The 14,303-nt window shown below is 59.8% G+C and carries 14 protein-coding genes; 6 read left to right on the top strand and 8 right to left on the bottom strand.

Annotation, left to right across the window (positions count from 1 at the left end; translation table 11 throughout):
* Positions 1-35: 35 nt before the first annotated feature.
* The 3 genes from WGT02_RS27415 to WGT02_RS27425 form a co-directional block, all read right to left on the bottom strand.
* Complete coding sequence (locus WGT02_RS27415) at positions 36-542, bottom strand: hypothetical protein (RefSeq protein WP_208247591.1); 507 nt, start codon at positions 540-542, stop codon at positions 36-38.
* A gap of 266 nt (positions 543-808) precedes the next feature.
* A complete protein-coding gene (locus tag WGT02_RS27420; RefSeq protein ID WP_029710286.1) occupies positions 809-2,641 on the bottom strand; it encodes an ABC transporter ATP-binding protein in 1,833 nt (610 codons plus the stop codon).
* A gap of 40 nt (positions 2,642-2,681) precedes the next feature.
* Complete coding sequence (locus WGT02_RS27425; RefSeq protein ID WP_024317183.1) at positions 2,682-3,878, bottom strand: aminotransferase class V-fold PLP-dependent enzyme; 1,197 nt, start codon at positions 3,876-3,878, stop codon at positions 2,682-2,684.
* Positions 3,879-3,974: 96 nt separating this feature from the next.
* Between WGT02_RS27425 and WGT02_RS27430 the strand changes: the two genes are divergently transcribed.
* Complete coding sequence (locus WGT02_RS27430) at positions 3,975-4,808, top strand: IclR family transcriptional regulator (RefSeq protein ID WP_024317182.1); 834 nt, start codon at positions 3,975-3,977, stop codon at positions 4,806-4,808.
* A gap of 11 nt (positions 4,809-4,819) precedes the next feature.
* On the opposite strand, the gene WGT02_RS27435 is transcribed toward WGT02_RS27430, so the two are convergent.
* The 5 genes from WGT02_RS27435 to WGT02_RS27455 form a co-directional block, all read right to left on the bottom strand.
* The gene (locus WGT02_RS27435; RefSeq protein WP_029710285.1) at positions 4,820-5,332 is read right to left on the bottom strand and encodes a RidA family protein; all 513 of its coding nucleotides are present in this window, start codon (positions 5,330-5,332) and stop codon (positions 4,820-4,822) included.
* Positions 5,333-5,351: 19 nt separating this feature from the next.
* On the bottom strand, positions 5,352-6,560 hold the full coding sequence (locus WGT02_RS27440) for an amidohydrolase/deacetylase family metallohydrolase (protein WP_024317180.1): 1,209 nt from the start codon (positions 6,558-6,560) through the stop codon (positions 5,352-5,354).
* A gap of 1 nt (position 6,561) precedes the next feature.
* Positions 6,562-7,440 carry an ABC transporter permease gene (locus tag WGT02_RS27445; RefSeq protein ID WP_024317179.1) on the bottom strand — a complete coding sequence of 293 codons (879 nt, stop codon included), beginning with the start codon at positions 7,438-7,440 and terminating at the stop codon, positions 6,562-6,564.
* A complete protein-coding gene (locus WGT02_RS27450) occupies positions 7,440-8,381 on the bottom strand; it encodes an ABC transporter permease (protein WP_208247593.1) in 942 nt (313 codons plus the stop codon). Before WGT02_RS27450 ends, WGT02_RS27445 begins: the two co-directional genes overlap by 1 nt.
* 79 nt (positions 8,382-8,460) lie before the next feature.
* Complete coding sequence (locus tag WGT02_RS27455) at positions 8,461-9,987, bottom strand: ABC transporter substrate-binding protein (RefSeq protein WP_208247595.1); 1,527 nt, start codon at positions 9,985-9,987, stop codon at positions 8,461-8,463.
* A 338-nt stretch (positions 9,988-10,325) separates the two neighbouring features.
* Here WGT02_RS27455 and WGT02_RS27460 point away from each other — a divergent pair, with 338 nt between their 5' ends.
* The 5 genes from WGT02_RS27460 to WGT02_RS27480 are packed head-to-tail and all read left to right on the top strand — an operon-like array spanning position 10,326 to position 14,294.
* On the top strand, positions 10,326-10,763 hold the full coding sequence (locus WGT02_RS27460) for a biotin/lipoyl-containing protein (RefSeq protein WP_208247597.1): 438 nt from the start codon (positions 10,326-10,328) through the stop codon (positions 10,761-10,763).
* A 1-nt stretch (position 10,764) separates the two neighbouring features.
* Positions 10,765-12,150 carry an acetyl-CoA carboxylase biotin carboxylase subunit gene (gene accC, locus WGT02_RS27465; RefSeq protein WP_024318563.1) on the top strand — a complete coding sequence of 462 codons (1,386 nt, stop codon included), beginning with the start codon at positions 10,765-10,767 and terminating at the stop codon, positions 12,148-12,150.
* On the top strand, positions 12,147-12,593 hold the full coding sequence (locus WGT02_RS27470) for a hypothetical protein (protein ID WP_208247599.1): 447 nt from the start codon (positions 12,147-12,149) through the stop codon (positions 12,591-12,593). The genes accC and WGT02_RS27470 overlap by 4 nt, the downstream gene beginning before the upstream one ends.
* A gap of 1 nt (position 12,594) precedes the next feature.
* Positions 12,595-13,299: a 5-oxoprolinase subunit PxpB gene (gene pxpB, locus WGT02_RS27475; protein WP_208247607.1), complete on the top strand. Its 705-nt coding sequence runs from the start codon at positions 12,595-12,597 to the stop codon at positions 13,297-13,299.
* On the top strand, positions 13,296-14,294 hold the full coding sequence (locus tag WGT02_RS27480; protein WP_208247609.1) for a biotin-dependent carboxyltransferase family protein: 999 nt from the start codon (positions 13,296-13,298) through the stop codon (positions 14,292-14,294). Before pxpB ends, WGT02_RS27480 begins: the two co-directional genes overlap by 4 nt.
* Positions 14,295-14,303 lie beyond the last annotated feature (9 nt).

A 14,303-nucleotide genomic window follows, 5' to 3' on the forward strand; every position in this document is an offset into this window, starting at 1 on the left:
TGCTGCGACGAGAGGTTGTCTGTCTGCAAACAAGGTCAGTTGCGACGCAGGTTGAGATCGCTTGTCACGACTTGCTGGCCGGACGCCGGATCCATATCGACCGTTCGGATACGGATCGCATCGGCATCCAGGCGCTGGATTGTCATGCGCGCGCTGCGATCTCCGTTGATCACCTTCGACCAGCGCACGGCGAGATCAATGGCATCGCCGCGGCGCTTTCCGCGCAGGCCGGAAACGCCCCCTGAGGGGCCGATGTAACTGCCGGCATATTGCGCGCCATTGACCTTGATGTTGGCGGAAACTGCTCGCGTGACGACGATCATTCCGCGGCAAATCCCCTTCATCGAAAGAGCCTCGCCACTCGCCTCGGTCTTGAAGTTGCAGCTGAGGTTGATGGGGGACGAGGATGTGGAGCGCTTCATCATGCCGCCGCCCGTCCAATCGCCGGCCAACGATTGAAGGAAAGGCGCCTCATCGGCATATGCGCCTCCCGCCACCATCCAAAACAGCGCCGTGACAGCAGTGTATCGCCAGGACTTCATGACGTCCTCCTTGAAGATGATCAGGAATGCCTCAGAATGCACAAAAGTTCCCCTCAATGCAGACGCTAACCAACATGCGAGCAAGATGCGCAAGGCCAGGCGATTTCAGCCAATTCTGCCAGGAAGATTTTCACGCAACAGCCAAACCGAAATGTCTAAAGGGCTTTGGCTGAGTTTGCCGGATAGTCTTGGGTGCTTGCCGTCAGGTCGCCCGCCCGGCGGGTACCTCATGTCAGGAGAAAAAAATACTGATCAACGCCCTACTGCTAGGCTATCACAAGATGTCCAGGTGAAACAGTTCGATACTCGCGCCGTCCGGCCTCGTAGTCTACTGGCCGGATCGGACTTTTCAACTCCTCTGTCGCGGCCATGCGCTTCTGGCGACGTCGATCTGGATCTGGCACCGGAACGGCGGCCATCAGCTTTCTGGTATATTCGTGCTGGGGATTGCCGAAGACGGCCACACGAGGTCCGATCTCGACGATCTCGCCAAGATACATCACCGCCACCCGGTGGCTGACGCGCTCGACGACAGCCATATCATGGGAGATGAACAGGAAGGCCAGATCGAGGCTTTGCTGCAGGTCGAGCATCAGGTTGATGACCTGCGCCTTGATCGAGACGTCGAGCGCCGAGACACTCTCATCGGCGACGATGACCTTGGGTTGAAGCGCCAGCGCCCGGGCGATACAGATGCGCTGTCGCTGGCCGCCGGAAAATTCATGCGGATAGCGGCTCGCCATGTCGGGCGTCAAGCCCACCTTCACCAGCATGTCGGCTACCACGTCGTTTGCATCTTTGGCTGTGCCCATCCTGTGCTCGAGATATGGCTCTGCAATCGCCCGGCCGACCGTCATGCGCGGATTGAGCGATGCAAACGGGTCTTGGAAAATCATCTGCATGGACTTGCGCATGTTGCGCATCTCCCGCTTGTCGAGCGCGAGCATGTCGCGGCCTTCAACGATGACGGCTCCCGAACTCGGTTCGATCAGCCGCATGATGGCGCGGCCGGTCGTTGATTTGCCGCAGCCGGACTCGCCAACCAACGACAGCGTCTCGCCAGCAAAGAGGTCGAAGGAGACGTTCTCGACGGCATGCACACGGCCGCTTAACCGTCCAAACAGCCCCGAATGGATGTCAAACCGCTTGGTCAGTCCCTTCACCTCAAGGATAGGCTTATCCTTGGCAACGGTGTCGGGCACCTCGACCTGCGTGTCTGCTTCACCCGTCGCGATGTTGACAACAGGAAAGCGCAATGGCCGCTGGCATCCCTGCATCGACCCAAGCACCGGTACGGCAGAGAGCAAAGCGCGGGTATAGGGGTGCTTTCCGCGGTGGAAGATGTCGGCTGTAGCGCCGGTCTCCACCTGTTCACCGCGATACATGACGACCGTGCGGTCAGCGATTTCGGCAACGACGCCCATGTCATGGGTAATGAAAAGAACCGACGTCCCTTCTTCGTCCTGCAGCATCTTGATGAGGTCGAGGATCTGACCCTGGATCGTCACGTCGAGTGCCGTCGTCGGTTCGTCGGCGATCAGCAGCTTCGGCTTGGAGGCAAGCGCCATTGCAATCATCGCACGCTGGCGCATGCCGCCGGAAAAGCGATGCGGATACTCGTCGAAGCGAGACGCAGCCGAAGGGATACGGACCTTTTCCATCAGCCGGATCGTCTCGGCCTTGGCCTCGGCCTTCGACATTGCCGTGTGGCAAAGCAAGGCCTCTGAGATCTGGTCGCCGATGGTGAAGAGCGGATTGAGGCTCGTCATCGGTTCCTGAAAGATCATCGAGACATCGTTTCCGCGCACCTTGCGCATCTCAGCTTCGGCTAGCGACAACAGGTCGCGACCACCCAGCATGATCTTGCCTTCGATACGGCTCGTATCGGGCTGCAAGAGACGCATGATGGAGAGCGAGGTGACACTTTTTCCCGAGCCGCTCTCGCCGACGATCGCGACAGTCTCTCCCGGCCCCACAGAGAAGGAAACGTCGCGTACGACGGGCTTCCACTTGCCATCCACCAGAAACGAGGTGGTGAGGTTCTGGACGGACAAAACCGGATCGGCGGACCGGGCTGTGTTTGTCTTTGCGGCGCTCATGGTCGTCTCCTTCCTTTTGTCGTTTCCCGCCTGGTGACGCTTAGTCCGGCCAGCGCAGCATGCTGTCAAAGCGGTGCCTGCTGCGGTTTTCGATCGGTGTGGCGATGATTTCGTTGGAGGCGCGCGCCTTGTCGAGCTCTTCTGTCAGGCGGGCCGCGACGATCTTTTCCTGACCCGGATGGAGGTTGCACGGATCGAGGTAGAAATAGTGATGCTCCACCTCGTGGTCACGCACGATAACCGGCGGATTGCCGCGGCTGAGCGCTGCGGCGAGATCCCAGGCGGTGATATGCGCTTCTTGCGGCGAGACAATCACCCGCATGCGCTCGAGCGGGTTGTTGGTCGGGTCCGGCTCGATCAGCGCCGTAATGCCCGGGCGCTCGCCCAGCGTTTCCTTCCACAGATGAAGATAGCCGGTCTCGCGCTCGCGCATCCCCGCATGGTCTCGCTTTTCCCAGGCTTCCAGCGCCGCCATGGTGCCATAGACGCTTTCCTTGCCGACCTTCATGCCGCGCCCGATCCCCATGTTCTGCAGGAAGGCGCTTCGCACCAGCTCTTTCTTGCCCGCAACGATGCCCGAGGTCGGACCGCCAAGGAACTTGTGGCCCGAATAAAGCGCGACATCGGCTCCTTGCGCCAAGAACAGCCTGAGATCGTATTCGGAGGCCGCGTCGACGATGACCGGAACGCCCTTGGCATGGGCGATTTCGACGAATTCGGTAAGATGCAGCAGGCCATAGTCGACCACGTGATGGGACACGACATAGACGGCGGCTGCCGTCTTGTCGCCAATGGCGTTTTCCATGTGGAAACGATGCGTCGACGTTGCCTGTCCGATCAGCATGACTTTGCCGCCGGCAAGCCGGACCGCCTGATCCACCGGCGCGCCATAGCTGACCACATGCCCCATTTGCACAATGACTTCGTTCTTCTCTGGGGTCGTATCCGGCAGCTTCTCGATGGCAAGCAGGTTGTTGCCGGTGATGGCACCGGCGACAGCAAGGCTGATGCCGGCGGAGCAGGATGCCGTGACAAAGCCGGCTTCACCACCGGTCAGCCGCGCTATCACGTTGCTTGCCTTGCGCTGCAGGTCGTTGATCTCGACGAATTGCGGCAGGATCGCTTCCATCGCCTGGATCGCTTCGGGAACAACGATGGAGGCGCCGAGGCTCGTCATCGTGCCGGACACGTTGATGACCGGGCGCAGGCCGATCTTGGTGCGGATATCATCGGACATTCTATCTCTCCAAAGTGACGGCCGGCTGCGAATTGCCATCGACAGCTATGCCATAGTAATGTAATAGCTTCTCGAACTCAGACGAGGAGCGTTGAATTGGACACAAAGACTTCATCCGCAACACCCCTCAAAGAGGCCGTGTCGGTTAGCGGCGCCGAGGCCAAGGGCGCGCGCCGCTCTCGCGTCAGCGGCATTGATCGTGCCTTGCAGGTAATTGATTATCTTTACGAAACCGGCTTGCCTGCGGGTGCGTACGCAATCGCTAAGGCCGTCCGGGCACCGCTTTCCACCATCTATGTCATCATCGACGATCTGGTCGAAAAGAACATGCTTGCCCGCAATTCGGATGGGTCCATCTGGCTGGGATCTCGTCTTTACCACTACGGTCTCGCTTATGCCCGGTCGCTGGATTTCATGAGCGTCGCCACCCATGAGATGCACGATCTCTGCCGGCAGGTCGGGGAAACAGTGCAGGTTTGCGGGCGCGACGGCGACTACATGCTGGTGCTTGCCATGGCGGACGGGCCAAGCCATTTCCAGGTCGCTTCGCGCGTTGGCACCCGCGTGCCGTTGAACTGGACCGCATCCGGCAGGCTCCTCGTCGGCCATCTGACCGAGAGCGAGCGCATTGAGCTGTTCAAGCGTTGCGCCCGAACGTCGCCGACCGGACGCGCTTTGATCGACGCGCGCACCCTTTCCGACGCGGCTGGGAAAGCGTTCGCGCAGAGGTTGTCGATCCAGGTCGCCGAGTCGGACTACGCGGTTGCCTGCATCGCGTCGCCGGTTTGCGACCGCGACGGCCAGTGCGTTGCCACCATTTCGATCGTGCTGCCGGAACAAAAGGTGCTTTCCGACGAGCACCACTACACCGAACATGTGCGGATGTCGGCGCAGCGGATCGAGACGCTGATGGGATGGCGCAACCACTGACCTGGCCCTCCTCAATCGTTGAGCGAGACGATCGCCTCGATCTCGACGGTGATGTTGCCGGGCAGGGAACCGAGGCCGACGGCGGAGCGGGCATGTTGCCCGGCCTCGCCGAAAACCTCGATAAAGAGGTCGGAGCATCCGTTGATGACGCTCGGATGATTTTCGAAGTGCGGGACGGCATTGACCATGCCGAGCAGCTTGACCACGCGCTTCACGCGGGCGAGGTCGCCAACGGCGTCATGCATGACCGCAAGCAGGTTGATGCCAGTGAGCCGCGCATGCTGATAGGCCTCTTCGATGCTGACATCGCTGCCGACCTTGCCGGAATGGAGATGGCCGTCAGCTTCGCGCGGGCCTTGGCCGGATAGATAAAGAACGTTGCCCTCGCGCACATGGGTAAGAAAATTGGCGATGGGCGCCGGCGCCGGTGGCAATGTAATGCCGAGCGCGGACAGACGCTCATAGGGTGTTTGCACCGCTGCCGCGGCCTTTGCTGGGGACGTATTCACGTCTGCTCCTATCATGCTGTTTTAGTCATGCCGGTCACCGCCACGAATACCCGTGGCTGTGACGGACGAGCTTGCGGGCGCGCGGTATGTAACGGCTGGCCGTGATCGCCTCCGATCCGATAACCGCATAGCGCGGTTCGAAGAGCTTGTGCAGGCGAGAGACGTCGCCGTTGGAATCGGTGGCCTCGAGATCGGCATCGACGAGGTCGAAGATGGTGAAATCTGCCCGTTCGCCAACCGTCAGGCGCTTCTCCATCGACAGCTTGATGACGGAGGCCGGCGCATGCGTGACGGCCTCCACGACCTTGTCGAACGGCATGCCGACCGATAGCAGCTTCGACATCGTCGTCGCCAGGTCCCAGACCGGGAAGTTCATCGAATGGCCGTGAAGATCGGTCGAAATGGAGAACGGCAGAAGACCGCGCGCAATGGCTGCCTCGGCTACCTTGAAGGAGAAGGACGCGCCGCCGTGGCCGATATCAAGACGGATGCCCTCGGAGGCGCAACGCTCGGCAAGATTGAAGAGGTCCTGGTCTTCGATGATGCTCGAACCGGCCTTGCCGTTGAAACAATGGGTGACGACATCGCCCGGGCCGAGGATCTCGAGCACCTCATCATAGAGTGCCGGCGGTTCGCCGACATGCACCATCATCGGCACTTTCAGGATCTTGGCGATCTTCTTGCCGAGCTTTACCGGAGTGACGCCCCAGGAGCCGGTGATGACATGGCTCGCACGCACCTTAAGGCCAACAATGTGTTGGCTGTTTTGTGCATAGCATTCGAGGATACGATCGAGATCGATGTCGCGAATGTCGCGCAGTTCGGCGACGCGGTTGCAGGCGACGAGGCCGATCGAGCCGAGGTTCAGGAAGGCTTTGATGCGCTCTCTCGACGGCTCGATGATGTATTCGCGGAAGCCATGGAAGTTGGCTTCCCCGGCGGAGCCCGCATCAACCAGCGTCGTGACGCCCCGCTCGGCGCCGCATTCCGACGGACGGATGGAGATATCCGTGCCGCCGTGCCAGATATGCACGTGAAGGTCGACCCAGCCCGGCGAGATCCAGGCGCCCCTTGCGTCGATGCGCTCGGCGTCGCCAGGGCTGGCCAGGGAAGGACCGATTGCGGCAATCTTGCCGTCGGCGCCGACGAGGATGTCGATCGCGCCAAATGGCTCTGCAGCGCCAAACGCCGTCGGCTTCACATTGGTGAGGAGGAGCGGTTTGCCCGCTTTTTCACCGGTCATTCTAGAGGTCCTTTCGAAGTCTTGGATCGAGCATGTCCCTGAGACCGTCGCCGACCATTTGCAGCGACAGCACGGAGAAGATGATGGCAAAGCCCGGGAAATAGGTCATCCAGTCGGCCTGGCCGATATATTGGCGTCCGGCTGCGATCATGGTTCCCCAGGTCGGGATTTCGGGGCTGACGCCGAGGCCGAGGAAGGAAAGTCCGGCTTCGGCAAGCATGGCGCTGGCAAACAGGAAGGTGCCCTGCACAAGGATCGGCGACAACAGATTGCGCAGCACGTGCCGCGTCATGATGTGGAAGGTGGAAATGCCGAGTGCCTGCGCCGCCTCGACGTAGGGCAATTCGCGGATCACCAGCGTCGAGGCGCGAACGATGCGCGCCAGCCGAGGCGAGTAGACAATTGAGAGCGCAACGATGACCGTTGTGAGCGACGGTCCAAGCGCTGCGACCAGCGCGATCGCCAGGAGAATGTCAGGAAAGGCCATCATCGCGTCGATCAGCCGGGCAATCGGCGTGTCGAGCTTCTGAAAGAAGCCGGCAAGCAAGCCGAGCGTCACGCCAATCAATGCGGAGAGCACGACGACGGCAGCGCCCACCAGCAGTGAGAGCCGCCCGGCATAGATGGTGCGTGAGAACACATCACGGCCGAATTCGTCGGTGCCGAACCAGAACAGTTCACTCGGCGGCTTGAGCCGGTTGACGATCGATAGCTTCGATGGCGAATACGGCGCGATCCAGGGCGCGAGGGCTGCCAACAGCACAAAGATGACCAACACGATCACGCCGGCGGCGACTGTCTTGCGTTTCAGCAGGCGGCGAAGAAATTTGCTGCGCTCGCTGGCGGCGGGTTTATCGGTGGTGGTTACGATATCGGCCATCAGTAGCGCACCCTTGGATCGACCAGCAGATAGAGCATGTCGATCGCGAAATTGATGAGGACATAGAGGCCGGCAATGACGAGCAATGCGCCTTGGATGACGGGATAGTCGCGTCGCAGTACGGCAGAGACGACGAGATTGCCGACGCCTGGGAGGCCAAACACGGTTTCCGTTACGACGGCGCCGGAGATCAGCACGGCAGCGGTCAGGCCGATGACCGTCAGGATAGGGATCAGCGCGTTTTTCAGGGCATGCTTGAGGACGACCCGGCGCTCGACAAGCCCTTTGGCGCGTGCCGTGCGAATGTAGTCGTCGCCGAGCACGTCAAGCATCGAGGCACGGGTAAAGCGTAGGATCAGTGCCGAGGAAACGAGGCCGAGCGCAAAGGCAGGCAATGTCAGGTGTTGCATGCGCTCAAAGAAGGAAGCGCCAGGCCCGCCATAGCCCGAGACGGGAAATATGTTCAGCCGTACGGCGAAGAATTGCATGAGAATGAGGCCGAGCCAAAAGCTTGGGATGCTGGCCGCCAGCATGGCGATTGTCGTCGACATCTGATCGATGAACGACCCGCGCCTATAGGCAGCATAAATGCCGATCGGCAGTGCGATGACGCTGGCAATCAGCAGCGAGAAGATTGTCAGGAAGACGGTAGGCTCCGCGCGCTCGAGAAGCGCTGACGTCACCGGCATATTAAGGAAGATCGACTGGCCGAGATCGCCTCTCAGCAGTTGTCCAATATAAAAGAAGTACTGGACGACGATCGACTGGTCGAGGCCGAGGCGGGCGCGCAGTTCAGCAACGTCCTGTGCCGTCGCATCGGGACCGAGCATGACGGCGGCGGGATCGCCCGGCGTCACGCGAACGATCACGAAGACAATCGTAACGACGAGGAACATCACCACGATCATGCCGAGAAGGCGCTGGAGGATGTAGCGTATCATGGAAAGCAGCTCCTGTATCCACACAGGGCGAAATCATGGACGGATGCCGGCCTCAAACCGGCAGCCGCAGTGCTCGCACTCACTTCTTGATCGACGCGTTCCAGAAATATGGCCAGGGGGCGGGATCAACGCCCTTAAGTTTCGTCGAGATGGCCGAAACGGCGTTGAAATCGCCGATCTTCATGAACGGCACTTCGTCATACATGGCCTGCTGGACATTGGCCCAGAGTTCGATGCGCTTCTTTGGATCAACCTCGGTGGTGAAGGCATCGACGACGCTCTTGCGCTCGGGCGTGTCCCACCATCCCGGCGAACTGGGAGACAAGGAGCCGATCAGTGCTGGTTCTGGCAGGAACGGACTGTGGCTGATGTAGATGTCCCAGAGCGCCTTGTCGGTGCGGCGCTGCGTCAGCGTTGCCCAGTCGACCACCTGCAGGTCGACCGTGAAGCCGGCAAGCTTGAGGTATTCGGCCGCGACCTGGGCCATCTTATAATGGAATTCGTACTGGCGGCTCGTCAGGATGCGGATTGGCTCACCGTTGTAGCCGGCCTCTTTGGCAGTCGTGGCCGCCCCTTCCGGATCCGCAATATTGTAGTTGCCAGCCACGCCTGCATTCGTGCTCCAGGCGAAGTTGCGCGGGTAGATGTTGCCGTCAGGTGCGTAGAAATCCGTGCCACCGAAGGCGGCGGCCATCATGTCTTCCATGCTGAGCGCCTGACGGATCGCCTTGCGGATCGCGACGTTCTTGGTGAGACCCGCGGCCGTATTGAAGACGAAGACCGGATAGCCGAACGGTTTCAGGACGAGCGGCTGCGTCGCCGTTGACGACTTGAGCTTGTCATAGGATTCAACCGGCAGCGAGTCGACGTAGTCGTACTGGCCGGAAACCGCCGCCTCGACGCGGGTGTTTGCGTCTGGCACGGGCACGAAGCGGATCTCGTCGAGATATTGATGGCGGGCGCCGCCGTAGCCATCGCTGTCGCCGGAGCGCGGCTTGTAGTCATTGAAGCGGACGAGCTGGATATATTGGTCTGCCTTGCGTTCCTTCAGCATATAGGGGCCGGTGCCGATGAAGTCGGTCATCGTATCGGCCTGCTTTTCGGCCGGAATGATGATCGCGGCGGAGTTGTTAAAGGCAAGCAGCGAGGCCAGCGGCGCGTAGGGCTGCTTCAGCTTGATGACGACCGTCGCCGGATCGCCAGCCGCGATCGACAAGATGAAGGCGCCCGCTTGCTTGCCGCGCGAGGCAAGCTTGACCCACCTGTTGAGGGACGCAACGACATCCTCCGAGGTCATGTCGCTGCCGTCGTGGAACTTGATACCGGTGCGAAGCTTGATCGTATAGGTCTTGCCGTCGGCGCTAACGTCGGGAAGGCTTTCAGCCAAAAGCGGCGTCACCGCCCACCTCTTGTCGAACGTGTAGAGCGTTTCGAAGATATGCTGCGTGACGATGCCGACGAGGTCGGCCGTCGACGTCATCGGATCGAGCGTCGGTGGCTCGCCGATCGTTGCGACATTGATCACGCCGCCCTTTTCTTGTGCCAGCAGATAGGATGGTGTTGCGACCAACGCGGTGGCGACAAGGAATGCGAGTTTCATTCTCATGCTTTTCTCCCGGTTTTGTTCCACAATTATGTTATATGCGCTTTTATAAAAGAATACATGGAGCGCCGCCGGTGTCAATGGCAGGGCACCGCACGAAAAAATGCCGCTGCCCCAAATCGGCTCCTCGGTATCCAAGCCTCATGACGTCGCTGATGAATTGGCTGACGTTGCGTTGGTCGCCGCGATGGCTGAAGCAGCGGCCGCCTGAGATGGCGTCCATATAAACTTTGTCTGCCCCCATCACCGCAAATCGCATGGTAGTTCTCGATCGAGAATGAAGACCCGTCGTCGGAGGATGACTTCCTGCACGGGCTAGCGAGCGATGTCGGTGTCAGGATATGAATCTGGAAAAGATCAAAAAACTGATTGAATTTGTCGGGCGATCGTCCGTTTCCGAACTCAACGTCACGGAAGGCGGCGCAACCGTTCGGATCACTAAGAGCGTTGCGCGCCGTGTCGAGTTCGCTGATGCCGCGCCCGCAGCAAAGGCTCCCGAACAAACCATCGGGTCAGTCCCTGCAGATCAGCCCGCAGACGGCACCGGTCATGTCGTTCGAGCTCCGTCGGCTGGTGTCTTTCACCGTGGCCCCGACCCGTTGTCCTCGCCTCTTGTCGAGGTCGGCACGCTCGTCGAAAAGGGACAGGGCCTCTGCATCATCGAGGCAATGAAGGTTTTCAATACCATCCCGGCAACACATGCCGGTGAGATCACCAAGATCGTCGTCGCCGATGGGGACGATGTCGATGTCGGCCAGGCACTATTCGAGATCAGGTAATATGAGCGCAGTTGCTAGTCTCAAAGCTCCGTTTTTTGACTCCGTGTTGATCGCCAACCGTGGGGAGATCGCGCTGCGCATCCAACGCGCATGTCGCCAGCTTGGTCTTCGATCAATCATGGTGTGTTCAGAAGCCGATCGTGACGCACCGTACCGTGAAACCGCCGACGAATTCGTCTGCATTGGCCCGAGCCCTGCTGCTCAGAGCTACCTCAATCGGGATGCAGTGCTGGCAGCGGCAGTCACGACGGGCGCCGGCGCAATTCATCCGGGCTATGGCTTCCTGTCGGAAAACGCGGCGTTTGCAGACGCCGTGGAAGCGTTGGGACTAACCTTTATCGGGCCGCGAGCGAGCGAAATTCGAATGATGGGCGACAAGATCGCCGCCAAGCAGGCCATGATGGCCGCGGGCGTCCCCTGTGTACCCGGTCCAGACACCGCCCTTAGCGAAGACCTAGCCGAGGTCGCGAACGTTGCTGAAACAATTGGTTATCCGGTTATTGTCAAAGCGGCCGGCGGCGGTGGCGGGCGTGGGATGCGCGTCGTTTCCTCGGCCCATGAGCTTGCCGGCGCGGTCATCGTGACACGCGAGGAAGCACGGCGCGCCTTCGGCAAGCCAGAGCTTTATATCGAAAAGTTCCTGCAGCATCCCAGACACGTGGAAATCCAGGTCCTCTGCGACAATTATGGCCAGGGAATTTGGCTTGGCGCTCGCGACTGCTCGATGCAGCGTCGCCATCAGAAAGTGATCGAAGAGGCTCCGGCCCCGTCAATACCGGCTGATGTGGTTGCAAGAATTGGAGATCGGTGCGTTGCCGCCTGCAAGCAGATTGGCTATCGCGGCGTTGGAACCTTCGAGTTCCTCTATGAAGACAATGAATTCTATTTCATCGAAATGAATACGCGCCTTCAGGTCGAGCATCCCGTCACCGAGATGACATCAGGCATAGATATCGTGCGTGAGCAATTGCGCGTGGCACAGGGATACCAATTGGAGCTGTCCCAGGCCGATGTTGGCTGTTTTGGCCACTCACTCGAATGCCGCATCAATGCCGAAGATCCATTCACATTCGCGGCCTCGCCGGGGCTCATTTCGGCGATTTCCTTACCGGGCGGACCAGGTGTTCGCGTCGATACGCATGTCGGGCCCGGATACAAGGTGCCACCACAATACGATTCCATGATCGCGAAACTCATTGTGCATGCGCCGACAAGAGACCAGGCGATCACCCGCATGCGCGTTGCGTTGTCGGAGATGCGGGTTGAGGGCATTGCCACGAACATCGCCTTGCACCGTGCGATCTTTGAGGACCCTTCATTTTGCAGGGGCGGAACTGACATTCACCATTTGGAAAAATGGCTTGCCGAACGGAGGGCAGCCTCGTGAAGTCGCGCGTTAAACAGTGCAGAATTCCTATCTTCAGCGAACTGGAGACGCTGGAAAGCATCTCGGAATGCCTGGCGATAAACGGTGTCGAGACGATCGAAATCACCACACTCGATGGCTCGGTGCGGATTACTTCGTCAGGCGGCATCCGAAAACACCAAGAGCAAGCAGCCGGGCCGGCCACGCCAGCGCTTCTTTCGCAGACAGTGATCGCGCGCGCGCCGATCGCTGGTGTCTTTCTTCCCGCCCACCCAGACCACACGGCCAACGAGATCAGCAGCGGCGATAGTGTCGAGGCTGGTCAGCTTGTCGGCTTCGTTCGGGTTGGTCCCGTTCTCGTTGCCGTCCGGGCCGAGGGACGTGCAGAGGTCGCGAAGCTTGACCAAAATGGCGGCAGCCTCGTTGGTTACGGCGACGTTTTGATTTCCCACAGGGGGGCATAGTTTGAGTGTCAAAACCGTACAGTTGTCGGCGCCTGCGACCCGGTCGCCCAGCCAGCGCCCGCCCAAGATCTCATGTATTGGCACACGCAGCTATTTGATCGAAGCGCCAGGCGATTTCGATCTCGCCGCGCAACGCAGGATATGGGCTCTCAGCAAAGCCCTGGCTAACAGCGAGGATTATGCCGAGCTCATACCCGGCATGACCAATCTCCTGGTCGTGCTCAAGAACACTCCGTCCGATCCAGCGCTCGTTGTTCAACGCCTCACGGATCAATGGGACTGCGCCGGTGAACTCGACCTGGTGGGCAAGACCATTGAGATTCCGACCATCTACGGCGGCGAACACGCAATCGATCTTCCTGCGCTTTGCGGCTATTGCGGGCTTTCCGCCAAGGAGATCGTCACGCTCCACGCGCTGCCGATCTACACCGTCTTTTCCGTGGGAAGTGCCCCGGGGTTCGGATACCTGCATGGCCTTGATCCGCGCATCTGCATGCCCCGCAAATCCGTGCCTTCGCTGAAGATGCTCAAAGGGATGGTCACGATTGGCGGGATGCAGACCGGGGTTGCTGTTCTCACCGGCCCGAACGGCTGGAATTCGATCGGTTTTGCCGACATTACCGTCTTCGACCCGATGGCGGAATCTCCGGCAATCATGGCGCCCGGCGATCGTGTTCGCTTTGTTCCGGAAAGGATCGAGCTGTGATCAACGTTCTCACAACAGGCCCGTTGAACACCGTTCAGGATCTTGGCCGTTTTGGTTTTCGCAACATTGGCGTAACGGCAAGTGGCGCCATGGACTCGGTGGCAACCAGGATTGGGAACCTGCTCGTCGGCAATGCCGAGGATGCTGCGTCCATTGAAATCCAGACGTTTCCATTCAAGATCTCTTTCGATCGGCCGACGGTTTTTGCGATCACTGGTGCCGACTGCCGTGCAACCTTGGACGGCATCGACTTGCCACCATGGTGGGTGCAGCAAGCCAACGGCGGCCAGACATTGGAACTTTCGATGCCGTTGCGCAACGCACGTGCCTACGTGTCTGTCGCTGGCGGCATAGACGTCCCCGTCGTAATGGGCTCCCGGAGCACCTCGTTACGGGGCGCCTTCGGAGGATTTGCAGGTCGTTTCCTGCAGAACGGAGATAATATCGCCGTCGTTCACACCGAGGTTCCTCAAATCCCGCTTGGAGGCTTTGGGGTGGTGCCCCCTGCGAAAGCCTTGGCGGAATTTTTCCCCGTCGACGAGGATGGACAACTCTTGTTGCGTGCCATCCCGGCCGGTGAACACGATCTGTTCGGTCAAGACTGCGAACGATTCTGGATCCAGGCCTGGAAGATCACGTCTCAAAGCGATCGCACCGGATATCGCCTGTCTGGCGAGCCGTTAAAGCCCGACCGTCCAATCGAGATGAGATCTCATGGGGTCGTTCCAGGCGTGGTCCAGGTACCTCCGCGAGGTGAACCCATCGTGCAGATGAGTGACGCAAACACTGCTGGCGGCTACCCCAAGATAGCCGGCGTCATCGAAGTCGACCTCTGGCGCCTCGCACAAGCGAGAATTGGAAGCCGCATACGGTTCGTGCGATCGACTGTTGAAGAGGCGCTGGCGGCCGAGCACGCGCTTGAGGCCTACCTCAACCAAGTCACGAAAATCGCTCCCGTGGTTGCCGCGGCGCTGATCAACATCACACGGCGATAGACATCAATT

Origin of the sequence: Rhizobium sp. T1470 (genome assembly GCF_042140505.1) — a bacterium.
Taxonomy (GTDB): domain Bacteria; phylum Pseudomonadota; class Alphaproteobacteria; order Rhizobiales; family Rhizobiaceae; genus Rhizobium; species Rhizobium favelukesii.